Source organism: Aequorivita nionensis, from assembly GCF_046352995.1.
GTDB classification, from domain to species: domain Bacteria; phylum Bacteroidota; class Bacteroidia; order Flavobacteriales; family Flavobacteriaceae; genus Aequorivita; species Aequorivita nionensis.
Window position 1 is genome coordinate 1,665,288 of record NZ_CP130281.1, and the last position, 26,043, is coordinate 1,691,330.

Consider the following 26,043-nt stretch of genomic DNA (forward strand, 5'->3'; position numbering starts at 1 on the left):
AATTAAGACTTAAAAAATGAAAAACATACTATCAATAGTAGCATTAGTAACAGTAATGACTATTAACGCACAGCAATGGCAAGGTGAATTCACTTCAAAATATGGAAACCTAACTTTTGTTACCGAAACTGGAAATGAATACCCAAACAAGAATATAATTTATGGTGATTACGGACAGAACGGAACAATGGTAGGGTTTCTATTGGGCAATGAATTTATAGGAGAATTCCACAACGGGAAGGATTCAGGACAGTTTCGCCTTCAAATAAGCGCTTTGCAAACCAACAGAGAATTTTCGGGTTTCTGGGGCTATGGCAATAATGTTAATTACAACAGTCCGAACCGAGATTTTTGGTGGACAGGGCAGGCAAAATCAAGTAGCAACGCAATGCCAAAAAACATAAAAACGGCCGTTTGGAGCGGAAAATGGAACACCACTTATGGCGATTTGATATTGAAGCAAATTGGCGATAAAGTTACTGGTTCCTATAAAAATGTGGGGGAAATAAATGCCACTTACAACAAAAACACCAAAACCTTAAAGGGAACTTTTACTAACAATGGAGCCGTAGGCTATTTGGAATTCCAATTTATAGGAAATTCATTTGGAGGTAAATGGGGTTGGAACAGTGCAATGACTGAAGGAAGCTGGAATGGCAATAAAGCATTTAAAACAAATCAATAACATGAAAAAACTAGTTTTTATACTTGGCATCCTTTCCATTATTTCATGTAATAAAGGAAAAAATACGCTTCAAGACGCCATGAAGGAAAGCATGGAAGAGGCAATAGAAAACAAGACCGGAAGCCATGTTGATTTGGCCGACTCGGAAGATTTTGACACGAACGCTGGGTTTGTTACCTATAAATTTGCTGCTAAAACCTATTTAAATGGAGAGGAAAAAATGACTGCGGCAGTCTTATTTCAAAAGGAAAATGACGGACTGGCAATATCATTTCAGCTAACAGGAAATGAGGGTCAATCTTTTATTACAATACTAAACCATATTCCTGATAATTTTTCGCTTCCCTTAGAAGGGAGGTTTGCAGTTAGCAATGCTTATGATGGAGAAAATCCCGTGGCCACAGCAATGTTTATGGATGTAAATGAAAATGGCATGATGGCTTCCGAAGTGCCTTATGAAGGCATTATGCGAATCACCAAACTTACCAAAGATAGTATGGAATTTGAAATTGATGGCAGAGGAGGCGATGCTACTGATGCCAACAGCCCCAGCAACTGGAAGTCAATCACCGGGAATGGAAAAATTACGTCCCCTATCATTCAAAGTTTCGGAATTGATAAAAACGATGTTTTAAAATAAGTGAGGGTGATGCGTGAATTTTAATTTAAACAAATAATAATAGATTATGAAAACACTACTAGTAACAATAATGAGCATTTTTCTATTTGCCTTTTCCTGCAAAGATGATGCGAAAACAGAACAATTAAATGGTTTGGAAGGAGAAGTGGCCGAGGCTTTGGACGATGCCGGAATAAAGGCAGAAGACTTTAAAGGAAATATAAACGAGCTCCTAACTCTTGAAATGGCTGCCAAAGCAAGTGGCTTGCCCGCTTCGGAAGCAGAAACAAAGCATTCCAAATTTTCTTCCTTGGAAAGTTTAAAATACGTGTGGGGCTCAAACAGAACCCGCAAGGTTGAGGTAATGAAAGGTAATTTCATGGATGTGCCTTTAGAAAATGTTATTGAACTAAGCTGGGTGAAAAACACTACGCTAAAACAGTTTAAACATGATTATCACAATCCAACGCCTGAAGAAATAAAAAATGCGGAAGCGGCAATGGAAAAGAAAATGACGGAATTGGAAAGGGATGGGAAAGCAACCCCGGAGCAAACCAATACTGCCTCTGGTATTGCCAAAAATTCAATTTCCAATTTTAAGGTGAATGAAGTTCCAAATTTAGGCGATTATGCTGTGTTTGTAGATAGTGGCATTATGGGCGTAACCACAAGAGATTTAAAAGTTTTTTACAAGGGATTGTCGTTTACGTTGCGGGTTGACCTAAGTGATGATATGCAGGACAATGACCAAAAAGCCGTTACGGCGGCAAAAATGATAATTGAGGAGAAATTGAAATGAAAAAGATATCCTTCTTAATTTTTGCGTTACCCATACTGCTTTTTTCATGTAAAGAAGAAAAGCAGCAATCTGTTGTACCCCCACCCATTACAAAGGAAGGGTTTACTAAAAGTTTCGAAATAGTAAACACTATAAAAGGATCAAATAAAGACTCCATACTATCCTTCCTTCAGACCAATCCTGAGGTAATGCAAATAACTGAAGGTGATCAAATAATAACCTTTAGAATTAAAAATGGGCCTAATATGATTGTTGAGCTTCTTGTGGCTGGAACCGATATAAAAGGGGCCTCAAACTCCCTAATTAATGGTAACACTTCCACAACCTCTGAAATCACGAATGTAATTGGGGCAAATTCTAAAGACAGAAACCATAAAAAAGCTCTCATTTTAGCACCCCATTTTTGGACTTTTGCTGAAAATGACGATGCATTGGTACCCTTAAATGCACTAAAAAACCATAGAAATTATAAAGGGTCAATTACATATAAGGCGAATGAGAAGCAATTTTCAAAGAATATTTCTTTTGACGACTATTTAAATATTGGTGATTACGATTTAATACATATAAGCACCCACGGAAGTAGAAGTGGAAGGCGTGTAAAAGACTCATTGGAAGTTGTAATTGGTGGTGATAGTAATAATACTGAAACTTATTTGGCTTCAGGAATACTATTTAACCCAAAAAACCCGGAAGCCATAAGAGCCTTGGCAGAAAAAAAAGGAGTATTGGAACACACATCCTACAGTAGATCGGGGGAGGTATATCTTAATTCCAGCTTCTTCAGAGAAAAACTCAAAAATCTAGACGATAAAATAATAATTTTCAGCGCCTGTGAACTTGGCCAACGAAAAGATCTAAAAACCATTTTTGAAAGCAACTTAATTAATGGACAATTCTTTTATTGGCAAAATGCAGTAAACTCAGGAGATGCTTATAGTGCATTTCAATATTTATATGAAAGAATGATAGCTTATGGGGAAACTGCCACTGAGGCTTTTGAAAGTATGCCGTTAAATTTGAAAACTAATTTAAGTTCCTTTTTCATTGTAAATAAGAAAAAAATACAGACAACCACAAGCCTAAAAATGGTTTCAAAAGGAACCTCAATGCATCTGATTGAACCCATAACCATTTTGGATCCAGATTCTAAAACTGAACTTAATAAAGGTGACATTTACGGTTTTGAAGGAATATTTGGGGATGGTGAAAATGATAAAGGCAAATTTACTTTTGAGATTTTGGGCTATTCTGATGAAGAAATAAAAAAGAGTGGCCTTACACTATCTCTTAAAATAGATGGAAACTTTGTGCAGGAAAATATAGAAATTACAAACGCGGACAATGTGAAAATTGAAGCTGGAAAAAATGACAAATCTTTTATTGTAACTTTAAAGGAGGTTGACCTTAAAAAAGATCTTCCTAAAAACGGGGTGGTTCTTATAGAAGCTTTTTTCAATCTTCAAGGCTCCAATTTCGGATATCACAGTTGCAATGTTAAAACGGGGAACTCTGATATGCGAATTGTCATCACTTCAGAGTATGGTAACAATACCCTCTATTTTGATGCGGATAATTACGGCTTGAAAATGTTAAATCCATCAGATCAGAACCACGATATTTATTATGACGACAAAGGTTTTGTATATTCATTTAATCCCGAGGAAGGTTGGACGAAAGTAAACATCAATAGCGCCATGAATATGTATGCTGCCATGGTGCCTACTTTAAAAATTAAGGATCTAAACTTTCCAAAAAAAGGCACCACTTTTCATTATCTTCCTGAATATGTAAATGTATTAACGTTAAGTAAATTAGAAAATGAACCTTCTGCAAAAAAAATGAGCAGCAGTAACAGCAAAAAAAAGGTCTTTAAGATTCAAGGAGTTATTGCTACATATGATGAACAAAGCAGATTAGAAGAATTGGACATGGATGGGCAAGGAAAAATACTATATTTTTATGAAGACCAAACAATTGTTTTTCCCAAGGCAAAACTAATAGAACTTCCTTCTTTTTAACACTACCACAAATGAAGCTAACCTATCTATTGCTTATTGGATTAATTTTTTCGGCCTGCAATAATGAATATGCAAAAACTTCAAAGCAAGCCCTTGCTGAAATGAAGGAAGTAAACCCATCAAAAGGAAAAATTCCCGATTCCGTGGCCTATTTTCCAACTGCACTTACCTACAAATACATTATAAATGGTGAAGAAAACGAGCTATGGTTTTACCTAAATGAAGAGACCCAACAAGTTTTATATATTCCAAATGACGATATGTTACAAGGGGTTATTTCCTATCCAAATGGGGAATACAGGATTTTTGGTACTGATGAAAATGGGAAAAAAATGGTGCTAACCCAAAAAGTTGATGCCGTGGTTGCTGAGGAAATATTGGATGCCGCATTGGTTCCGACACACAAAACTAAATCGATAGATCAAAAAAATATTCAGCAAAAAAACATCGAATGCACCGGATATAAAATTAAGTATTTGAAAATGGAGGGACAGGAAATTCTTTTTACTACTAACGAAATACCCATTAATAGTTTTCAATTGTATGGGTTTTGCAGGTTAGAAGGCGATGCAAAGCTTCCTATTGATATGGATTATATCAATTTATTAAAAAAGCAGCAAACCCTTACCCATATTGAGCGAGCAAATTTTAGTTTGGAACTTCTCAATTACGGTCCAAATCCATATGAGTTTCTGCTTACAGAATTTTGATAGTGATTAGTTGAAATGTGTTTAAGGCCAGACATTTTAAAATGTCTGGCCTTTCTTTTAAAATCCCTTTTTCCATTGTCCAAAACGTTGGTCGTTACAGCTTCTTTCAGTTTTTTTGAGCTAACAGTTGGATATTTGTATCGGTAGAGTTCTTTTAAGCATTTTTAGCGTTTATAAATCGAAAATATTCGCCTATCGCTTACAGCCTACTGCAAAAAATTATTCTCCACGATTTAAAAGCCCATTATTATGGTTTTCCGCAATGGGTGGGCGTTGCTTTTGATATCATTTGCCATTTCAAACTCCCCAGTATTCAAGCTTGTTGTGCGAAAAAAAAGTAAAAAATACTTGCAAGCCGCCCCTTCAATATTGTATATTTATATTTTTAACGGCTATCCGCTCCTGTATTTATAGCAATGATTATAATTTATACCTGCCTAGGCTAATTGCAAGCCGATTGTAAGCCGACCATAAGCCGATTGTAAGCCGTTCACATGCCGACTCCATGCCGTCTGTCCTCCATAGATACTCCCTACATACCTTATAATTACGCTATAAATTCTTTGACCTTATTGGAACATAATCCATTTTAAAGGTACAGAGCATTTCTGAATTATTTCCTTTTCTGTGATTAACAATGATCCCGGAACCCAAAATGTTGCTAAATCTGCTCAATCCTTATTTCAACAATTTTTTGAATGCCGCCTCCCTTTGCGTGAAGTAATTTGTATCTATCACATCCGTTGGGATGTATTTGACTTCATATTGTTTCCGAATGGGATCAAAATTGGAAACATCTAGCGTATGCAATACATCGTTTGGCTTTGTGTTCAATTTGCTGTCTGTGTAAGTAATAATACGGGTATTAATTGCTATAAGCTCCCATTGGTATTTCTTGGTTGGCAAGGCGGAAAAAGTTATTTTCTTGATCCAATTGCCTGCCCCATCAAATTCATAAACATACTTAAAAGCTAGTTTTGAAATAAAATAGGTATTGTCAACGGGCACGTTGTTTTCATAGGAATAATAAGTTTCCGGAAAATTGTATTGTACTGTTCCCAGCAGCCGCTGGTTTTTGTCATATACCTGCTCCGGTTTCTGGATGCCATTTTCCGTAATATAACAATAGGTAAGTTGGTTGCTTTTGGTTTCAAATGTTTTCTCCATTCCTTTCTTCTCATTCTTGAGTTTTATTACTTCTCCCTTGGCATTTTTCTCCACAACGGGATAGTCGAACAACAATCCTGTCGGGGTATCATATATCTTATAAGGACCAGACTTCCCAAAAAATTTTACGGGCTGCCCATACTCGTCCATCAATTGTTTGGTCAATTCGGTATGGTTATCATCGTAAATATATTGGGTAACGGTAGGTGTATTGTCTCCAGTATATTCAAAGGTTTCCTGGGTCACATAGCCTTTTGCATCAAATTGGTAGGTGTTCTTTCTTGCCCTGGGTTTATGAAAATTAACATATTCGGTTTCCTCAATTTTTGTGACCGCCGTATTGTTAAGCCCAAAATGCGAAGTGTGGCATATTTGCGCCCGCAGGCCAAGGGCCACCAAAAGAAATAAGCTGATAAGGAGAGTGTTTTTGTTCATATTTGAAATGTAGTATTTGAATATTAAGAAATAGGCTTAAGAAAGTTGTACATTAAATATTTTAAAAGTAAAAAGGGTGAAATAATCAAAAGGGAGCCCCACAAATTTTGGGGGCTAAAGATGTTCGGGAAGTTTTTTACCACAAAAAACATCAAAATACCACCCAAAATAATCGATATATGCAACACTAGTAGGGGTGGGGTGAATGGGCCAATTCCTAAGGAATTCGATTGTTTACCACGAAAAAGAAATTGTTCCAAAGCCACAATGATTAAATTGACATTAAAAAACCAGTTCTGAAAAAAGAGAATGCCCATATTGACCATTGTTACTTCCTCATTGCCCCAACTGGCAATAACTCCAAAGAATACCACGATAAATACAAAGTAAATAGCCATCATAAACAGCGGGCCAAAAATAGAAAGTGACACCTGTTTTTCCTCACGGCATTCGTTCCTAAAACCATAGATGGCAACGGCAAGGATGCGGATGAGTTCAGTCCACCAAAAAAAATAAATTATGTAAAAGATGGTGGTTTGCCCAAACACTACAGCCAGCGCCGTAATAAAAGTGAACAAAAGCAAATCGTTCCTTTTATATTGGTGTATGATAGTATAAAATGCAGGTTTCACAAGCAGCAATTCCTTATTTTTTGGAGTTTATCTCTTTCAATGGATCAATCGTAAGCTGTGGTAATGCCTTGGCCTGCTCCTCATATTTGGTAATATCTGCCTCAGTATCTGTGGCTGCTATCACGGCTTTTTTGCCGTCATATCCCAACCCACGGTAAGTAATCTCGTGTACATGCCATTTTTTATCGCTCCAAGGTGCCTTGTCCAGTCGCAATCGAATGCGTTTGGTCCAATTGCCTTGTTTGTCAAATTCATACATATAGGCATCGTAGTAGTTTAACATGGTATAGGAATAATCTACTTCTATCCCCGGAAGATTATCTTCATTGTACATCGTGAACTTATGCCCACCACCAGAGGCTATATAGATTTTTTGTCCTTTTGCGTTATAAAAGGTTTCCCTAAAACCATCGTGTTGGGCATAGCCATCGCCATACGGTCTTATTTTCCAAGTAAATTCATAGTCCTTCTTAATGGAACGCGCTACTATGGTATCGCCTTTGGCATCGGTCTCAAATTCGCTGTGAAAGCCCGCATACAGATTGCCATGAAGCCAAAATAGGTTTAGTGTGGTTTGGGTGTCTGCTTTGCCTTTATCAAAAAGATTTTTTTTATTGCTGGTGTATTGGGTATAATTGGGATTATAGGTAAAGGTGGTACTGTGGTATTTTGGGTTTTCAAAAAGAGTCACATAGCCATCCTTGTTGAAGGCATAGCGAGTAATGGCAGGATTGTCGCTCATGGCGATACGGTCCTTTATATTTAGGTCTTTGTTGAATTGGTGCTCCTCAATGGAGGTAACATTGCCTTTCGGTACTTCAAAATCTCTTTTTAGGGGACTGTGCTGCGCAACGGAAGTGAGTGTTGTAAATAACGTCACTAGGGTTACAAGTTTGGAGAGTGTTTTCATAAATGGAATAATTATTCACAAAAATGAAAGAAGTACTGTTTTTTCACAATACGACAATTGCCCTATTTAACCTGATCAATTTTGAGATGTGGACAGGGTTCTTTCCCCTTATGCCTCGTTGAAAGACTTGGGGGGCTTCTCGCCCATCAACACTAGAAGTGGCGGTTCATAAAGCTTATATGCCAAAACAGGCTGCTACGGCTACACCCATAGTACGGTTACGCAACCTGCCTTAATAGGAGGTTTCTCAATGTATGGTTAAAAAGGGGCTACGCTAAGCTACACTTTTTCTACAATGCTAGACAAAGGCTACTATAAAACTAATGAAAGTAGTTTTTTAATTCGATTTTGAAAGTCCTCTTTTTAGGTCTGTAGCAACTTCAGGGGTCTTAATCCCTGGTGCTTTCGAGGATAGTTATATATATTATTTAATTCTTCACGAGCCTTCTTTCCTTCTCCAGCCATGTTAACTTTTTTATACTCTTATTCATCTTGTTTTTTGTGGATGCACCATCAGGGTGACATGATAAGAGAGTTAAAAAGAAAGTACTTTGTTCATCCGGCTCAATAATAGGGTTTGAACCCTATTGCATCATGGATTTCATAGAAGGAAACCTGTTCCTCGTGCTTATAATTACGTACTATTAAAGGCTTATCACAATGCTTCCGCTGAGAGCGGTCCAACATATTAGTTGCTTCAAAAGTTTATAGTTTTTAAAATAATGAACTTGTGTGGTGGTATGAATTAAAAAAACACAAATTCAAAAATTATCAAAAAAATGTATCTTAGAAAGATGAAATCATTAAGTTGTTTTTTCTTTTTTCTAATCGTTCCTATGCAATTTATATGGGCGCAAAACAAATTGGATTTTAGATTAGTGGAAACCCAAGGATTTAATAAATCTTGGGTTTCAGATATTGCACAAGATCAATATGGTTTTATTTGGTTGGGCACACAAGATGGATTGTATCGTTATGATGGATATGACATGCTGAGCTTTAGGAGCCATCCGTACGAGGCTACTTCACTTCCGGGTAATTGGGTAAGAAACCTGGATATTGACGCTTCAGGTGAAGTTTGGATTGCGACCTACGGTGGGGGTCTTTCAAAATTTAATAAATCTTCCTTAGTGTTTCAAAATTTTAATAAAGAAAATCCTTCCTATGGAACCTTTCTTCGTTGGGTAAAGACTACGGAAAATGGTAATGTTTTTTTGGTTTCAGATTTAGGGGTTTATAGTTATACTGCCTCTGAAAATAAATTTTTAAAACTGCCTTTTGGATCTATTAGTTCTTTGATAGCAATAACTGATGATAATGTGGTTGTAACATCCAAAGATACCATTCATATACTTTCCCTAAATAATAAAGAGGAGAAAAGGGTTTCTGTGAGTTCAAAAATTTCGGCGATTTCCGCTATTGGGCAAGGGAAACTGTTGTTCGGATCAAAAGAAGGTGTTGGTATGGCAACTATTTCAGGAGAAGTAAAGACCATAATTGACACCCTGTCTGTTCAAGTTATTTCAAATGCCGTAAATAAAAAAGTTTTCTTGGCTTCAGAAAATCGTCTTTATGAATACAATATTGAGAATGATTCATTAGGTTTGGTAGATAGTACTTCATTTATAGAGGCTCCAATCCAAACCTTATTCATAGATAAGGATCAAACACTTTGGGTTGGGACCCAAAAGGGTTTATACAAGGGCAGGAGTAGGCCTGCCGTTTTTTTTGACCCTGAAGTTCCCTTCCACATCAGAAGAATTACAACAATAGATACCGTACTTTGTATGGTAGGAAATGATGGACTTATTTTAAAAACAGGCAATACTGTTACAAATCTTTTTGAAGATACGGAAATCACCGCTATACTCTCCAAAGACCAATATTTATGGATGGGCACTAAAGATGGAGATTTAATACAAGCAAGCTTATTGGGAGAAGTACTGCAACGCATTCATTTAAGTTCAGATATTGTTGATGACAAATATATTTGCGATGTGGTTGAAGATAAAAAGGGGCGGATTTGGGCTGGTTCACTTGAAGGAATATACTTTTTAAATATGGAAGGTATTTTGCAAAAGGAAATACATTTGCCTTTGCCAAAGCATGTCAAAAATCAAAAAATAATAAGATTATTAGTGGACTCTAAAGATAGGCTTTGGTTTACTACTGCGGCACACGGTGTTTTTATGTTGGAAGATGCATCCTTGTATTCCAAAGATAGACCACCTATTTTTAATCATTTTTCGCATAACCCCAATACGAAAAAAGGCCTCACCTCAAACATTGTTTTCTCGATAGACGAAGCAACAAACGGTACCATTTGGCTTGGTACTGATAGCGGGGTTGCTTTTTTTAATGAAACTATCCAAGACTTTCAACACCTAGAAATCAACAATCAGTTTTTTGATAAAAAAGTCATGACGGTTCGAGCAGATTTAGATAACAATTTGTGGATTTCAACCATTTTTGATGGAATCTTTTTCTATGAAAAAGGTAACAACACTTTCGTAAACTATACCTTGGATGATGGTCTAATTTCTAATGCCTTTTTATATTCTTCAGGCTATTTGGATAAAGAAAAAAACATACTTTATTTTGGCACCGATGAAGGATTGCAACAAATTAATCTGGAGTATGCAAAACCTTTTGAAGTGGCTAGACCCTCATGGATAAGCTCATTGATTATTTATCGCAATAATGTTTCGGAATTTATTCCAGTAACCAATCCTGCACCTACCCAAAATTATAACCTAACATATAACAATAGAGATGTAACTGTAAATTTCTCAACAATAGATTACAAGCATACCGAAAAGACTAAATATGCCTATTCCTTTGATGGTGAACACTGGACAGAACTGCCACAGCGAACGGCGCATTTTACAAACTTGTCCATAGGCACAAATGCCATTTACCATAAAACCTATTTTTTGGGGCAAAATACTTCCCAAAACGGAACTGTACATAAGCTTATATTCTTGGTGGCTCCACCCTGGTATAGAACCAATTTGGCATATTTTATTTATTTTTCATTGTTTCTTGCGATCATCATCTATATATATAACTTACTATTAAATAATAGACTGGCAAAGCAAAAAATGGAGTCTGCACTATTATTGGATGAGGCAAAATCTACTATGTATGCCAACATTAGCCATGAATTCAAAACCCCTCTTACTTTAATAAATGGATTGGCAAACAGGCTTTTAAAAAAGACGTCCATACCAGAAGAAGAAAAGCAAAGCCTTCATTCTATAAATGAAAACGGAGAACAACTCTTGCATTTGGTGAACCAAATGCTAGAATTAGTTTCAATAGACACTAACCAGCTGTCCAAAAATTATAAAAATGGAGACGTGGTTCTGTTTGTAAAAAAATGTGTCTCCCTCTTTTACCCTTTTGCAGATTTAAAAGAAATAAAGCTTCGTTTTCATTCTTCGATAGAAAAATTACTTGTGGATGTCGATGATGAAAAACTTCAAAAAGTGATTAACAACCTATTGAGCAATGCCATAAAATTTACACCCAAAGGTGGAACTATCACGGTGAGGCTTCAACAGAACAATGAAAAAACACTCAAAATTGAAGTTGAAGATTCAGGAAAAGGAATTAAAGCCGAAGACCTACCGCATATTTTTGATAGATATTATAAAACTTTTGATTTGGAAAATAATATTGGTAGCGGTATAGGAATGGAATTGACAAAAGGATTGGTAAGCTTTATGGAGGGTACCATTACCGTAAAAAGTACCATAGGTAAAGGAACGCTTTTTACCATTTTACTTCCCATTAAAAAAACGGCAAAAGCAACAAGTGTGTTTAGGTATGAAAAACCATTTGTGGAGTCCAATGAAAAAAATAGCATAAGCTTGCATAGTCCCCCAAATGAAGGAAAAGATACTATTTTAATTGTGGAAGACCATGTTGATATTAGAAATTATTTTAAGGATATTTTCGCTAACCAATATCGAGTTTTAGAAGCTCCACACGGAAAAAAAGCACTGGAAATAGCTGAAAACAAGAAGGTGGATTTCATTATTTCTGACGTGATGATGCCTGTAATGGATGGGTTTGAATTTTGTGAAAGGCTAAAAAATAATGCCAAAACTTCTCACTTGCCCTTTGTGATGGTAACAGCAAAAACAGATGTCGATAGTAGATTAAAAGGCTATAAACTGGGGGTTGATGCCTATATTAATAAACCCTTTCAGGAAGAAGAATTATTGCAGATTATTAAAAATTTATTGGCAAAGCGAGCAGCACAAATATCTTTTTACCAGCAAATACTAGAATTGAAGCAACATACAGATGAGTCAAAAATAAACGTATTAGATATTCAATTCATAAAAAAAATACAAGAGTTTACCCTGTCCAAAAAAAGAGATTTAAGCATGGAAGCACTTGCTAGAGAGTTGTTAATGAGCAGATCTCAACTGCATCGCAAGATAAAACAACTCACGGCTATGTCCATTACTCAATATATAAATCATATTAAACTGGAAAAAGCCAAACAACTCTTGCTACATTCATCATTGTCCGTTTCAGAAATTGCTTACGAGGTGGATTTTGAAGACCCCAAATATTTCTCAAGAGTTTTCAAAAAAGCAGAGGGAAAAACTCCATCCGATTTTAGGGAAAATCTTAAATAAAAGTACTGCTTGGTCTAATTAGAGACAATAGTTCACCCTTTTGAAACAATAATCTCCCACCCTTATTCATCTTCATTATAGTTTTGACTTATAAACTCAAAATTATTGATTATGAAAAAGATAAAAATACTTACGGTGATTATTGTACTGCTAAGTGCCGGTATAGCCATGCCGCAAAACCATTTGCCAAAGAAAAATAATGAAATAGATGTAAAAAAATTGCACACTCCCGAATTAAAAGTGTTATATGAAAAGGCGCGCCTACTGGAAAATGCTACACCCCATGAAATTAATGCCAATAGGATTGAAATACGAGAGGCGTGGGAAAACATCAATCTTGATTGGGCGCAATTATATAAGCCCATTGAAAGTTCATCAAGGGATAGTGATTTTGCAATTGAAATAAAATCTAATAGTAAATCATCGTTACCTCCACAAATTCAAAATGAAAGATGGGCAGATGATATTCAAATTCATGACTTAAGAGTAGATGGCGGGGTTGATATTGTTTCTTTTAATGAAGGAGAAACGCTATATGCATCAAGCTTTAATAATAACGCAGGAGGAGATTATTATATAAATATTTTTCAATCAACAGATCAAGGGGAAACTTGGCAAAATTTTAGAAGTGTATCTATAGGTGTGCCTACCCTAAAAATGAAAATGCTTGCGATGGAAGGTACAAATAGTGGCGATAAGTACTTGTTGATTTACTACATAAACCAAAACAACACCTTTAGGGTACTAAGGTGGAACTTAACCGCTGGCGAATCCTTTGAAGGAGAAACAATTACAAATGATGTAGTCGATTTTGCTGTGGACAGAAACTGGACCACCACTACAGATAATCAGCGTGTATTTGCAGTCTATAAGAAAACAAATAATGAACTTTATTCAGCACGAACAAACGCCGGAACTTATGGGTTTACTTGGGTAGACGAAACTTATTTAAACAATAACAGAGGGCAAGTTGATATAGCTTATGGTAGAAATGGCAGTGTATATGTTGTAATGGTAAGCGATGTAAGTGGTTCTATGTATGTAAGGGTTAATGATAATTACAATGACCCCGCTTCTTGGTCAACATCAGATTTATTGGAAAACGGGGCTGATAAAGAATCAATGTTGCCCACTATAAGTGCAGAAAGGCTGGACATAAACAATGATAATGTTTTGGTGGTAGCTTCTTCAAGAGATGCTGGAACTAGCGGAAAATATAATTTGAGAAGATACATTAGAAATAACGGAGCAGATTTTGATGCCGGAACCACAGAAGGATCTCCAGCCGGGATTAGCTACCTCTTTTTTGATAGTTTTATCAACTATAACAGCGGCTCAAATATTCATCTAGGAATGGTTGAATATTTCATAAATGGTTCCGAAAATAATAAGGTTTACCATCGATTCTATAATGGCGCTTCACTATCAGGCTATAATCTCGCCTCTAGTGAAAACCTTAACGTGTTTAGTCAGTTTTTTAAACCCTATGGGCTTACTTCCATAACTACATCAAATGGAGAAGAACCTATGATGATATTTTGTGGCACTAGTGCTGATGGTACCCATGGAGAGGGTCTTTATTTTGATAAAGAGTCCAGCATTTTGAGCATGGTTGATTTTGATAAACCTCAGATTTCTATCTATCCCAATCCTGCGCAAAACCAAATTGAGGTTCTTTTGCCAAAAGAGTTTGTAACAAATTTAATGACCATTTATGATACTACAGGAAAGGTAATACGCCAACAAAAATTCAAAGAGGTTGGCGGTTCTCTTGTTATAGATATTTCGTTTTTGAATGATGGGCTCTATTTTTTACGCTTTGAAACAGGGAACGGAATCATTACCGAAAAAATTATAAAGAATTAAAAGAGTAAAAAAGATGAAAACATTCCAAATGATAATTGTACTTCTGACTGTGGGAATGACAGTGGCACAAAATCCTACCCTAAAAATTAGTGAAGAGGTGAATTTAAAAAATAAATACACCCAAGAGCTAAGAGAGCTCTATGCACAATCAAAATTTTTAGAAAACACTACCCCCGAGGAAATAAACGCTAATAGACTTGCCATTAGAAATGCTTGGATGAAAGTTGATCCAAGTAGGGGAAACCTATACCGGCCAGTAGACAATGGTGGGCATACAGAAGATTATATCACTTCGGTAATAGATTATAGAAACACAACTCCTCCTCCACAAACAATAAAAAACAGGTGGGCACAGGATATACAAGTTCATAATTTAAGGATTGATGGCGGTATAGATATTGTCGAGTTTAACGATGGTGAACAGCTTTACGCATCCAGTTATAGGGCCCTTCCAACACCTACATTAGATTTATACGTGTCAAATGATTTAGGTGAAACTTGGTCTCCCTGGCAGCTGGTAACTTTTTCAGAGCAAGTAGTTAAGTTAAAAATGTTGACACTTTTTGCGGCAACTGGAGATAGGTATTTATTGGTATATTACCTTTCTCAGGGCAATTTCTTTAATGTGATGCGATGGAACCTTACAACGGGAGCTCCCCTTGAAACAGACGTAATTACGGGTGATGTAGTTGACTTTGCACTGGATAGAAATTATTCCAACAACACTGTATTGCAACGTGTTTTTGCAGTTTATCAAAAATCGAATAATCTTATTTATGCAGCTAGAACCAATGCGGGAACCTATGGATTTGATTGGGTTGATGAAACCTTTATAAATGGCGATAGGCGCGAACTTTCCTTATGCTATGGTAGGGCTGGGAGTATATACCTAGCCTCAGTAACTTTAACAAATAGGAGTTTGGTAACTAGGGTCAATACAGACTATAACGATCCCAATGCTTGGGAGGCATCAAGCTTTATAGAGGATGGGGCCGTTAGGGAATCCGTAAAACCTACTATTAGAGCCGAAAGATTGGCCTTAAATCAAGATAATGTAATTGTGGTTACCTCATCTAGAGGAGCAGGAAACAACGGAAAATATAATATAAGACGATATATAAAAAAGAATGGAGCAGGTTTTGGCACCGGTATTACCAATGCATCGCCCAATGGAATTAGCTACCTATATTTTGATAGTTTTATAAACTACTATAATGATGATTCTAATGTCTATATTGGGTTTTTAAGACAATCTATAGATGGCTCAGAAAACAATAGGGTGTTGTTAAGGCCATACGATGGTGATATATTACAGGAAAGTGAGTATGCTTCATATGAAACCCTGGACGTATTTGATAATTATAAACCCTTGGCAATTACTTCAATCAAATTGGGAATGGGGGAAGAGCCCATGATGGTATTTGCAGGAACCAGCGCAAATGGAACCCATGCTGAAGGACTCTATTTTGATAAAAAATCCAGCGTTTTAAATACGGTTGATTTTGAAAGCGCTTACATCTCTGTCTGTCCAAATCCCGCGCAAAATAAAGTTGAGGTTCAATTTTCAAGGGAGGCTATGCCAAAATCTTTAGCCATTTATGACACTACTGGGAAATTACTGAATAAACAGTTTTTTATGGAGGGAACCGATACTGCCATTGTTGATGTATCATTTTTTAATAACGGAGTCTATTTTTTAAGCTTTCAAACCAATAGGGGAACTATAACTAAAAGAATAATTAAAAATTGAACAATGAAAAGTTGGAACAAAGCTATTCCTGTTCTTTTTATACTGCTTTGTGTTTTTTAGTGGTTAATTAATAATTTATATTTAGAAATAGTAAAAGAGCTCTTATTAAGTTAGCGTTAAAGTCAATCTTGATACATTTTTCCCATTCCAGATTGCGCTTCAATTGGGAGACGAAAGTGTCGGGGCAATCTTCTCTATAATACTGTTTTTTTAATTAGTATTTATAGAATTTAAAAAGTAGCTTTTGATTTACTGTTAACCATTTTAGAGTCTGTTACTTATCTGATTTCAAATTAGCACACAGCTCAGTAACGTACTTTTTGAAAGCGTGCCTGTCTATTGTTGAATTTGTAATGCCCTTCAATGACTTTTAAAACTGCCAAAATAGTTATATTTGGTACTCTCCCCGGCTTTCAATGAACAATTAGACAATTCGATTGTTGGATTTTTGGATAGTATAAAAAAATCGCCCGAGGAAATTCCACGGGCGATCTTCTTTTAACTATCAACAATTATGAAAAACTATTCCTTGAGAAGGCGTTTTGTAATCTGTCCATCCTTTCCTATTATTTTCACATAATAGGTTGCTGCGGCCAGTTGTTGTACGTCTATCGATTTAACCGAGCCCATTCCTTGAAGGTCTGCTTTTTGCACCAATCTACCTCTTAGGTCGTAAATCTCCAGTGTTTGTAAATCAACCCCTTGTGGATTGCTTATGTTCAACGTGTTCTTGGTTGGAACAGGATACATCGCTATGCTTCCCAAATCTTGGGAATGATCGCCTATACCCAGAATACTCTCTACGATAAGCTCAAACTCACAGGTGCCAGTGTTTCCGTATTCATCTGTCGCCGTGAGCGTGATGGTATATGTACCGTCTGATAATGGCGTACCAGCTGCAGGGTCCTGTGTAGTTATGGTTACCGGATCCGTACAGTTGTCTATTGCGGTAGCCTCACCGGTCGCGAAGTAATCCGGAACGATATAGAACAGGTTACCAGCCCCGGGATCAACCGTTTGGTCCGCAGGACAGGTAATCACCGGCGCAAGCAGGTCGACAGCGGTCACCGTTGCCGTACAGGTGCTCAGGTTGCCGTTGTTGTCCTGGCTGAAAACCTGGACCGTAACCGGCGTTCCGATATCTGCACATGTAAATTCGGTAATATCAACCGCCACTGTCAAGATGCCACAGGCATCATCGTTGGAGGCTATCACATCACTTGGGTCAAGGGTCGCTGTCCCATCCGCTCCAAGCTCAATTGTGAAATCCTGGCAGACAAGCACGGGGCTTGTATTATCCTCCACCGTTACGATAGCGGTACAAGTTTCAGAGTTTCCGTTGACGTCGGTTACCGTGAGCACAACGGTATTGTCGCCTATGTTCGAACAGTCGAAGGTATCTATATCAAGGTCATAGCTTGCGATGCCACAGGCATCCGTACTACCGTTATCTATATCCGTTCCAAGAATAGTTACCGTTCCCGTTACGGGGTCAAGCTCAACGGTTATGTTTTGGCAGGCTACTACAGGTGCGGTCACGTCCTCTACCGTTACGATGGCGGTACAGGAAGAAACGTTGCCGTTTACATCTGTAACTGTCAAGATCACGTTGTTGTCGCCAACATTGGAACAGTCGAAGGTGTCAATATCTATTGAGATACTCGCCACACCACATTGGTCAGTGCTGCCGCCGTCCACATCACTCGCAACAATGCTTGCGTTACCAAACTCATCCAATTGGATGGTTATGTTTTGGCAGACCGCCACGGGAGCCTCGTTGTCAACCACCGTAATGATAAAGCTGCACGTATTGGTGTTTCCGTTCACGTCCGTTGCGGTGAACTCAATGTTGGTCGTCCCCACTGGGAACATACTTCCGCTCGGGTCGCCCATAGTCTGGGCTACAGTTGCAACCCCGCAGTTGTCCGAGGCGATCGGCATTGGGAAGTTTACGATCGCGGAGCAGAAACCTGCATCGGTGTGCACCGTAATGTCCGCGGGGCAGGCTATAGCTGGTGGGATGCTGTCCTCAACCGTTACTATAGTAGTACAGTTGGAAACATTGCCGTTTACATCGGTTACTGTTAGGGTAACTGTGTTCGGGCCAACATCACTACAATCAAAATCAGTAATATCTATTGTAGTGCTTGCAATTCCACAGGCATCCGTACTTCCGTTCTCGATATCGGCAACTGTAATACTTGCCATTCCGTTTGCATCCAGTTGGATGGTGAAAGGAGCAGCACAGTTTGCAACAGGTGGCACATTGTCCTCAACCGTTACTATTGTTGTACAGGTGGAAGTATTTCCATTTACATCGGTTACCGTTAAAGTCACTGTATTTGGACCTACGTCTGCACAGGTGAAATCTGTAATGTCTATCGATGTACTTGCAATTCCGCAGGCATCCGTGCTTCCATTCTCGATATCGGCAACGGTGATGCTCGCCATTCCGTTTGCATCCAGTTGGATGATGAAAGGAGCGGCACAGTTTGCAACAGGTGGCACATTGTCCTCAACAGTTACTATTGTTGTACAGGTGGAAGTGTTTCCATTAACATCGGTTACCGTTAGGGTCACCGTGTTCGGGCCAACATTGCCGCAGTCAAAATCCGTACTATCTATGGAGGTGCTGGCAATTGCACAGTTGTCCGTACTACCGTTGTCGATATCGACAACGGTAAGGCTTGCCGTACCATTGGCATCTAGTTGGAGCGTAAAGGGAGCGACGCAATTGGCCACCGGATTTTCAGCGTCGGTTACGGTAATAGTTTGGGCACATGTACTTGAATTTCCTGATGTATCTGTGGCAGTCCAAGTAACCACGGTATCTCCCACGGGATAGACATCGGAAGCGTTATTGATATTGTTATAGTCATTAATTAGGGTCAGTTCGGAACAATTGATATATCCTGCAATCCAACTAGCATTATTATCCATATTGGTTAAAGTTCCGGTGTGTCCATTTCCTGAATTGTCGGTAGCTGTTGCACTACCGTTACCATCGTTAAGTGTGTAATATGCTTCCAGATTTGTTTCTGAAGTACTAACACATCCTTGATAGTTGTTTAAAATATCGGCATTGGTTCTGGCTTCCCTCCAAATTCGTATTTCGTCCAATTGGCCATGAAAGTTTTGGGTACCATCAGAACGACTACCTATTGTCATAATATTATTGGCACCCACAGTACTACCTCCGCCACTAATTGTTGCTTGTAGGTCTCCATTAATAAAAATCTCACGATTATTTGTAGCGGCAGTCCAGACCACAGCTATATGTGACCATGTATTTAGGGGTATTACAGTTGGAGCATGTGCCGAATATAGGTTATTGATAAATAAATAGACTTCACCACTTGAATTCAATAATATGGATACAAATTCATCTGCATCCTTTTGCGCAAAGAATAGTCGTTGTGTTTTAAATGAACTTGGATTTGCCCACATTTCTATTGTAAAATCAGTATTGGCAATATCATCGAATAAAGCCGGGAGTGCCGCAGTAACATAATCATCAGTGCCATCAAATTCCAAAGCAAAGGTTGCTTCACTGCAATTATCTGAATAGAAAGGTTGCGGGACGGTTACAAAGGCCTCACATATTCCAATGTCATTATTAACAGTAATTGCTGCAGGACAGGATAGGGTAGGAGGTGTATTGTCTTCTATGGTTACTGTTGCGGTGCATTGGGAAAAAATTCCGCTAGCAACATCAGTAACCGTCAGTGTCACGGTATTTGCTCCTAAATCTGAACAATTAAAATCTGTTTTTGAAGCTGAAAAACTAATTGCGCCACACGCTCCTGACGAGCCTCCATCTAAATCGGTGGCCAGAATACTAACATTTCCTGAAGCATCCAAAAATGCAGTTATATTTTGGCAAACGGCCACTGGGGGATTGGTTCCACCGTCCGTAATTGCCCAATTATGGATGTTTATTAAATCTGCTCTTGCACTTACTCCGGCACAATATATACTATTGCCCCCATGAAAAGGTATGTTGTTTGGGATGGCCGTTTCACCTGCGTCCAAGGTGTTCCAGCCTATTAGTATGCTGTCATAATTAGCAGTAGACAAGGTAACGCCTGCAAACATGTTATTGGCTCCATCAATGGAGTCAGGAAAAGCGGTGCTCAAACTACTAACATCCCAACTGCCCAAATCTTGATCGAAACTTGTTGCGCCAGCAAACATACTGGCAAAAGATTCTGCACTGCTGGTATCCCAAGCACCTATATCTTGATTAAAGACGGTTGCATCTTCAAACATACTTATAAATTCGGTAACCTTGCTTACATCCCAGCTGCCGATATCCTGATTAAAACTGCTCGCGCTACGGAACATTGCGCCTGTGTTTTGTAGGTTGGAAGTTTGCCACATAGCCAAGGGTTGGTTAAAGCTGGTAGCATCTTGAAACATCCTTGCCATTAAAGTTACATTGCTAACATCCCAATTGGAAAGATCCGTGTTAAAAGCGGTAGCTCCTTCAAAAGTACCTATCATATAAGTTATGGTACTCACATCCCAATGGTTAAGATTATCGTTCATGGATGTTGCATTTTTAAACATTTCATTTAATGAGGTTACATTGCTTAAGTCTGGTTTATCCGTTGCCTCAATACGGAGGTTACTGCACCCTTCAAAAGCGCTATCCATGCTGGACCATTGAATATTTCCCCAATTAAGCACCTTGAGTATTTTTTGTCGGTCTCCAGACCCATTAAATAGAATACGTGGGAAACTACCCGATATTCTTACTTGATAGGTACCGGGTGCAGGATAGGTATGGGTAACATTTCCCAATCCTCCTGTAGTAAAGGTATCTGATGTACCATCGCCCCAAGCTACAGTATAGTTATATGCCGTGCCTAAAAACCCAAAAATGGGGAGGATTATTTGATTGTTGGCGCTGGATCCGGGGTTGTCTGTTTTCCATTCGGTTATAAATTCGGGCAAGCTTCCTGCAGGAGATTCATAGGCTCCTTGATCTACTGTTAATCCTACTATCCGGTAGTTTCCATCTAAATCGGTAGGTTGATCATTATATTGATTTATCCCAGTGTTTATAGCTGGTGAACTGGGTTGAAGGCGGAAGTTCCGGGTGGAGGGATTTACAAAAAGCGGGTTTTGCCCTACTACATTTTCTACTGTAGAAGCAAAAACAACTGCATCAGACTGGTCTACCGACATTTGGTTGTTTGTAGGATTGTTTCCCCATATAATGGTATTGTATATACCCGAATTGTTGGCAGTTCTGTAAAAGAGGGCCGCTGTTCCTCCAGAAGAAGAGGCTGTTTCGTTATTACTAAGGGTACAATTAATTAGTTGTGTTCTATTATAACTTGTAAATGGACCACCTATTCCATCTCTTGTGCCCAATGCCCTAACTGCACCTCCAGAACCAGTGGAGTTATTTCCATCAAATAATGAATTTAGTACTGTAAAAAAAACAGATGCCCCAGTTTTTGATGAATTCGATATGGCACCTCCATATCTACCTTCATTGTCGAGAAAGGAACTATTAGTAATTTCTACATCTACAGTTGCATCGTTTGTAGCCTCAGAATAGATGGCTCCACCAAATCCGTTGACTGTAGATGTGGTAGTATTATTTGAAAATCTACAGTTGTTAAAGTAGATACCACCTCTAGCTCCATTATCTGCATGAATGTATATAGCACCTCCTTCGGTAATACTACTGTTGTTTCTAAAAATACAGTTTATTGCCTTGGGCAAAGAGGTAGCGCCATTATCAACATCGTTATACCAAGCAGCTCCTCTTTGCGCTTGCGGGCTTGTTATGGTCGCTCTTCCATATTCCACAATAAATCCATCCAGCACGGTATTATTAGAGACATTTACCGTTAAAATAATATTGGCTGTATTATCTGAATGGTTGCCTTGTGAGCCAATATCGCCACTCATTATAGTAGGGTAGGCATTCCAATCCCTTTCCTGTAATGTTCCTCCGCCCGTGGGGAAGCCTCCCCTAATCTTCATTCCATTTTTAATAACAAACGACGCATTGCGGTCACCCCTTATTATTCCTGGGGCATCGTCTGCATAATAAGTGCCCTGCGCTACCCAGATTTCTACCCCCGGCGAAAGCGTTCTAAGAGCTCTATTTAACTGGGTATATGCATTCGACCAAGAGGAACCATTGTTGTTTCCAGTTGCAGCGGCATCTACGTAATAAATAGTTTGACTAGAGGCGTATTGAAACGTAAATAGAATCAATAGACTAAGTAGAATTTTTTTCATGGCTTTTTGGATTTAGTTATAGGGTAAAAGTAATTTCCGTAACCCATTGGGAAAATGCGTAGACCTACGTATCGAGATCCTTATTTGTTTCTAGTAGCCAAATTAATAGGGCATTTTGTGAAGATTTAATACCTAGCTTCTTTATGATGTTGCTACGGTGCTTTTCAACCGTTCGGGATGAACACTCTCTAATAATAGCTATTTCTGAAGAAGACAGACCTTTTTGGATAAACTGTAAAATTTCTTTCTCCGAATTGCTTAAAACCGACAAAACATCTTGTTGTGAATTATTCACGACCTGAATTTCTTTAGTGTGTTCCCAAATGTATATTCATAATAAGTTAAAAAAAATGGGTATACCTACGTAGTGTCAATTAGGGAATAATGTTCAATGGGAAGTTAATAATCTACTTCCCAAATCATGGCTGGTCCTGAAGTAAAATGTTTTAAAATAAATTGTTAGGTATTGAACAACTGCGGATTTTTTTGAACCCAAAGCAAGAGTCCATTTTGGGTAGGGGGAATTTCTAGTTTTTTGATGATGTTACTGCGGTGCTTTTCAACCGTCCGTTTAGAAATAAAAAGTTCTTCAGCTATTTGCGAAGATGAAAAGTTCTTGGCTAGATATCTAAGTATCTTTGCTTCTGCTACCGTAAGATTATTAACTTCCTGTGCTGTCGTGGAAAAATGGATGCCCGCCTCAATATTTTTACTTATAAAAGTCTTTCCATTCAAAACTTCCTTTATGCAAAATTCAATTTCTTGAAGCGCATCTTCCTTTAAAATATAACCCTGAATCGTTTTTCCCACTTCCTGAATAATTGCTTCTTCCTTGAAAAGTGTAAGGATGATAATTTTACAGTCAATTCTTTTTTGTACACACTGGGCGGCTATCTCAAGTCCGTTGAGCTTTGGCATATCGAAATCCAAAATAGCAATATCGGGATTGTGCTTCACAATTTCATTATAGGCATCGTTTCCATCCATAGCAGTTGCTAAAATGATGTGCTTTTTACTTTCCAAAAATGCTTTTGTGCCTGTTAATAAAATGGGATGGTCGTCAGCTATGACTAGTGTTGGGTTCATTTTTTGGTACTTTAATAGTGATGCTTGTTCCTTTGTTGGGAATTGATTTTATATCTAAGATTGCCCCAATAAACTGGGCGCGCTCTTTTAGGGTTCTCATTCCGAGCCCACCCAATGCTTCTCCTTCTTCGGCCAAAACAAACCCATTTCCATTGTCCTTCAGGGTAAAAATAACGGCATCTTTTTTTTCTTCAGACGATAGATTGCAGGCTGTAGCGTTGGCATGTTTTTCAACATTGGTAATACATTCCTGAAGCATTCGGAATATATAGATTTCTTTGGCTTTTGAAATCAAACCTTCTTTGGCTTCAAGTGCCTCGGAATAAAATACGTTTGAATTTTTCTGAAAGGTTGAAACCATATTCTTTAATGATTTCGTTAAACCTAACTTTTCAAACTGAAAAGGGTGTAGATTGTGCGACATCTCCCGAACCTCTTGAATGGTTTCCTGCACCAAATCAATTTCTTTCTGTTCCCTTTTTTCAGAACTTACAAGTGAATTCTTTAACATCAATAGTTTCTGACCAACACTGTCGTGAAGTTCAGAGGCTATACGTGCCTTTTCGTTTTCCTGCGTTTTAAGGAGATCTTTTGTAAAGGATTCCTGCATTTTCTGCTTCTTTCTGGCATAGTTTCTTGAGCGTATTAAAAGAATGGTTCCAAAAATACCAAGCAACAACAATGCGCTTATTAGGTACCACTGGCTCCTTACTCTTTCGCGCGATTTCAACAGGGCTATGTTTTTTTGCTGAGCTTCTAATTTTAGATCCCGCTTTTCAGTCTCATAAATTGTTTGATAGTAAATTAGCTGGTTTTTCAAGGCTTCCTCTTTGGTATTGTTGAGGTAGTTTAGAACAAAATTTTCCTGTACATTGGCTTTGTCAATTTGTCCGGAAGCTTCAAAGATTAAAAGTAAAAGCTCATGGGATTCTTGGATTATTTCTTTGGAGTTAAACGTTTCTGCAAACTTTAATTTTTCTAATGCCAAAAGTTCTGCCTTATGCAAATTTCCTAGACCATATTGATAATATGCTTGTGCTTCCAGATATAATATATTGTGAAATGGGCTCCCTTCAAATTGGGGATAAAGGGCAGAAATAAGATCATAATATTTCTGGGAGTTTTCAGTCTGTTCCTGTTGGCTTGCATAAACAAGATAACTGTGGTAACATATAAATTTAAAATGAGCATTATTATAAACTTCGGCATAAGCTACAGCTTTATCTAGATGCAGTTTTTGCGCTTCATAATGATTCTGTAATTTTTCATCAAGCGCGGCATTTAAATTTTCTATTATCAAATTCTGATAATCTTTAATTTCTTCGGCATATGCAATCTTTTCATCTCTTAAAATCTTGGCGGGCTCAAAAAGATAATTGAGGCTATATACAGTGGCAAGGATTCCTTGAATATCAACCAATCTATTTTCATCTTTTTGATAGCGCAATAAAGCGAGCGCGGCAAAGGCATGTTCCATTATTGATGAAAAATCATTGGCCTGTGCGCCATCTACAACTATATATCCATGTAGTGTTGCCCAGTCACTATAGGATGAATCGTTTAATTTTTCAAATAGTTCCAGGCTCTTTTTGCTTTTTCGCCTTGCTTCATCAATTTTGGTCCCTTGGGATCTTAGATAGTCATAAAATATCAATTGTGCTCCCGCCTGTATGTCTAAGGGAGTGTCTTTTTTTAGGAATGGTTCTATGGGCTTAACAGCCAATATTGAATCCATTTTTTTATTTAATACCCAGCGTAAGCCCAATAAATTAAATATGCGTAAGGTATTAAGGGTATCCTTTTTACTGTAAAACCCGTTAAAAAGACTTTCCGCATCCCGAAAAAAATGATTCTCGTTCTCAAAAGTATGGTTGTCTACATAATCTTTAATTTTCGCTGTGCGCTCTGCATTTTTCTTAATAGCCGCAATTTCCAATAATATTTTTTCTCTATCTCTGCTAGCTTGGGAATAACAATTACCTAATAGGAAAACGAATAATACAAAAAAGAAATGTTTCATTTAGGTAATTTATAAAGTTATTCCAGTGTAGAGAAAAATAAGCAAGAAAGGTAAGAATAATAATAATTTTTAGATATACGTAGGTATACGAAAACGCATTTTTCCAGTGAATTCATTTTCGTTCCGTACTAAGACTTTGCTCAGGGCAAACTACTTTTCTATAGGCCGAAGAGTTCTAATTAGTAAATTTAAAAGAAATAAGTTCTGGCTTACAGCCTAAAGCTTTCTGCTAAAACCTATATTTGATACAACCACCAGTTAAAAAGTTAATTTATAAAGCTTTAGGATAGGTGGTTTTCTAATAGAACGCCAGGCTATAAATACAAGCGAGAAAACCCCGTCTAAATTTTAAAATCATTAATTTAAAGCATTTAAAACAGCAGCAAAAGGCGATTGGATTTTAAAATGGGAAATGGGGGAATTGCGATGT

At 37.8% G+C, this 26,043-nt stretch carries 15 protein-coding genes; 8 read left to right on the plus strand and 7 right to left on the minus strand.

Features of this window, described 5'->3' with window-relative positions:
* Positions 1-16 precede the first annotated feature (16 nt).
* Genes Q2U82_RS07510 through Q2U82_RS07530 form a run of 5 tightly spaced genes read left to right on the plus strand, consistent with a single transcriptional unit; the run spans position 17 to position 4,834 of the window.
* Positions 17-685: a hypothetical protein gene (locus Q2U82_RS07510; RefSeq protein ID WP_410007070.1), complete on the plus strand. Its 669-nt coding sequence runs from the start codon at positions 17-19 to the stop codon at positions 683-685.
* A gap of 1 nt (position 686) precedes the next feature.
* Complete coding sequence (locus Q2U82_RS07515) at positions 687-1,325, plus strand: hypothetical protein (RefSeq protein WP_410007071.1); 639 nt, start codon at positions 687-689, stop codon at positions 1,323-1,325.
* 46 nt (positions 1,326-1,371) lie between these two features.
* Positions 1,372-2,103: a hypothetical protein gene (locus tag Q2U82_RS07520; protein WP_410007072.1), complete on the plus strand. Its 732-nt coding sequence runs from the start codon at positions 1,372-1,374 to the stop codon at positions 2,101-2,103.
* Positions 2,100-4,124, plus strand: coding sequence for a hypothetical protein (locus tag Q2U82_RS07525; protein ID WP_410007073.1), 2,025 nt, complete (start codon positions 2,100-2,102; stop codon positions 4,122-4,124). Before Q2U82_RS07520 ends, Q2U82_RS07525 begins: the two co-directional genes overlap by 4 nt.
* An 11-nt stretch (positions 4,125-4,135) precedes the next feature.
* The gene (locus Q2U82_RS07530; protein WP_410007074.1) at positions 4,136-4,834 is read left to right on the plus strand and encodes a hypothetical protein; all 699 of its coding nucleotides are present in this window, start codon (positions 4,136-4,138) and stop codon (positions 4,832-4,834) included.
* A gap of 678 nt (positions 4,835-5,512) precedes the next feature.
* Here Q2U82_RS07530 and Q2U82_RS07535 read toward each other — a convergent pair.
* The 3 genes from Q2U82_RS07535 to Q2U82_RS07545 are packed head-to-tail and all read right to left on the minus strand — an operon-like array spanning position 5,513 to position 7,978.
* On the minus strand, positions 5,513-6,436 hold the full coding sequence (locus tag Q2U82_RS07535; protein WP_410007075.1) for a hypothetical protein: 924 nt from the start codon (positions 6,434-6,436) through the stop codon (positions 5,513-5,515).
* Between the two features lie 23 nt (positions 6,437-6,459).
* Positions 6,460-7,068, minus strand: a complete 609-nt coding sequence (locus tag Q2U82_RS07540; protein ID WP_410007076.1) for a hypothetical protein — start codon at positions 7,066-7,068, stop codon at positions 6,460-6,462.
* Between the two features lie 13 nt (positions 7,069-7,081).
* Entirely contained in the window at positions 7,082-7,978 is an 897-nt protein-coding gene (locus tag Q2U82_RS07545; RefSeq protein WP_410007077.1) for a hypothetical protein, read from the minus strand.
* A gap of 794 nt (positions 7,979-8,772) precedes the next feature.
* Between Q2U82_RS07545 and Q2U82_RS07550 the strand changes: the two genes are divergently transcribed.
* The 3 genes from Q2U82_RS07550 to Q2U82_RS07560 all read left to right on the plus strand — a co-directional run bounded on the left by Q2U82_RS07550 (position 8,773) and on the right by Q2U82_RS07560 (position 16,246).
* The gene (locus Q2U82_RS07550; RefSeq protein WP_410007078.1) at positions 8,773-12,630 is read left to right on the plus strand and encodes a response regulator; all 3,858 of its coding nucleotides are present in this window, start codon (positions 8,773-8,775) and stop codon (positions 12,628-12,630) included.
* Positions 12,631-12,741: 111 nt separating this feature from the next.
* A complete protein-coding gene (locus Q2U82_RS07555; protein ID WP_410007079.1) occupies positions 12,742-14,496 on the plus strand; it encodes a T9SS type A sorting domain-containing protein in 1,755 nt (584 codons plus the stop codon).
* 13 nt (positions 14,497-14,509) lie between these two features.
* Entirely contained in the window at positions 14,510-16,246 is a 1,737-nt protein-coding gene (locus Q2U82_RS07560; RefSeq protein WP_410007080.1) for a T9SS type A sorting domain-containing protein, read from the plus strand.
* Positions 16,247-16,768: 522 nt separating this feature from the next.
* Here the strand turns inward: Q2U82_RS07560 and Q2U82_RS07565 are convergent.
* The 4 genes from Q2U82_RS07565 to Q2U82_RS07580 all read right to left on the minus strand — a co-directional run bounded on the left by Q2U82_RS07565 (position 16,769) and on the right by Q2U82_RS07580 (position 25,613).
* A complete protein-coding gene (locus Q2U82_RS07565) occupies positions 16,769-22,507 on the minus strand; it encodes a BspA family leucine-rich repeat surface protein (RefSeq protein ID WP_410007081.1) in 5,739 nt (1,912 codons plus the stop codon).
* A gap of 64 nt (positions 22,508-22,571) precedes the next feature.
* Positions 22,572-22,802: a helix-turn-helix transcriptional regulator gene (locus Q2U82_RS07570; RefSeq protein ID WP_410007082.1), complete on the minus strand. Its 231-nt coding sequence runs from the start codon at positions 22,800-22,802 to the stop codon at positions 22,572-22,574.
* A 164-nt stretch (positions 22,803-22,966) separates the two neighbouring features.
* On the minus strand, positions 22,967-23,593 hold the full coding sequence (locus tag Q2U82_RS07575; RefSeq protein WP_410007083.1) for a response regulator: 627 nt from the start codon (positions 23,591-23,593) through the stop codon (positions 22,967-22,969).
* Positions 23,568-25,613 (minus strand): sensor histidine kinase, encoded by a 2,046-nt coding sequence (locus Q2U82_RS07580; protein ID WP_410007084.1) that lies wholly within the window; start codon positions 25,611-25,613, stop codon positions 23,568-23,570. The genes Q2U82_RS07575 and Q2U82_RS07580 overlap by 26 nt, the downstream gene beginning before the upstream one ends.
* Positions 25,614-26,043: the final 430 nt, after the last annotated feature.

Bases quoted from the DNA above. Each gene is read 5' to 3' on its own strand.
- Q2U82_RS07530 (WP_410007074.1), top strand. From the start codon at position 4,136: ATGAAGCTAACCTATCTATTGCTTATTGGATTAATTTTTTCGGCCTGC.
- Q2U82_RS07575 (WP_410007083.1), bottom strand. From the start codon at position 23,593: ATGAACCCAACACTAGTCATAGCTGACGACCATCCCATTTTATTAACA.
- Q2U82_RS07525 (WP_410007073.1), top strand. From the start codon at position 2,100: ATGAAAAAGATATCCTTCTTAATTTTTGCGTTACCCATACTGCTTTTT.
- Q2U82_RS07555 (WP_410007079.1), top strand. From the start codon at position 12,742: ATGAAAAAGATAAAAATACTTACGGTGATTATTGTACTGCTAAGTGCC.
- Q2U82_RS07545 (WP_410007077.1), bottom strand. From the start codon at position 7,978: ATGAAAACACTCTCCAAACTTGTAACCCTAGTGACGTTATTTACAACA.
- Q2U82_RS07580 (WP_410007084.1), bottom strand. From the start codon at position 25,613: ATGAAACATTTCTTTTTTGTATTATTCGTTTTCCTATTAGGTAATTGT.
- Q2U82_RS07535 (WP_410007075.1), bottom strand. From the start codon at position 6,436: ATGAACAAAAACACTCTCCTTATCAGCTTATTTCTTTTGGTGGCCCTT.
- Q2U82_RS07520 (WP_410007072.1), top strand. From the start codon at position 1,372: ATGAAAACACTACTAGTAACAATAATGAGCATTTTTCTATTTGCCTTT.
- Q2U82_RS07515 (WP_410007071.1), top strand. From the start codon at position 687: ATGAAAAAACTAGTTTTTATACTTGGCATCCTTTCCATTATTTCATGT.
- Q2U82_RS07565 (WP_410007081.1), bottom strand. From the start codon at position 22,507: ATGAAAAAAATTCTACTTAGTCTATTGATTCTATTTACGTTTCAATAC.
- Q2U82_RS07510 (WP_410007070.1), top strand. From the start codon at position 17: ATGAAAAACATACTATCAATAGTAGCATTAGTAACAGTAATGACTATT.
- Q2U82_RS07550 (WP_410007078.1), top strand. From the start codon at position 8,773: ATGAAATCATTAAGTTGTTTTTTCTTTTTTCTAATCGTTCCTATGCAA.
- Q2U82_RS07560 (WP_410007080.1), top strand. From the start codon at position 14,510: ATGAAAACATTCCAAATGATAATTGTACTTCTGACTGTGGGAATGACA.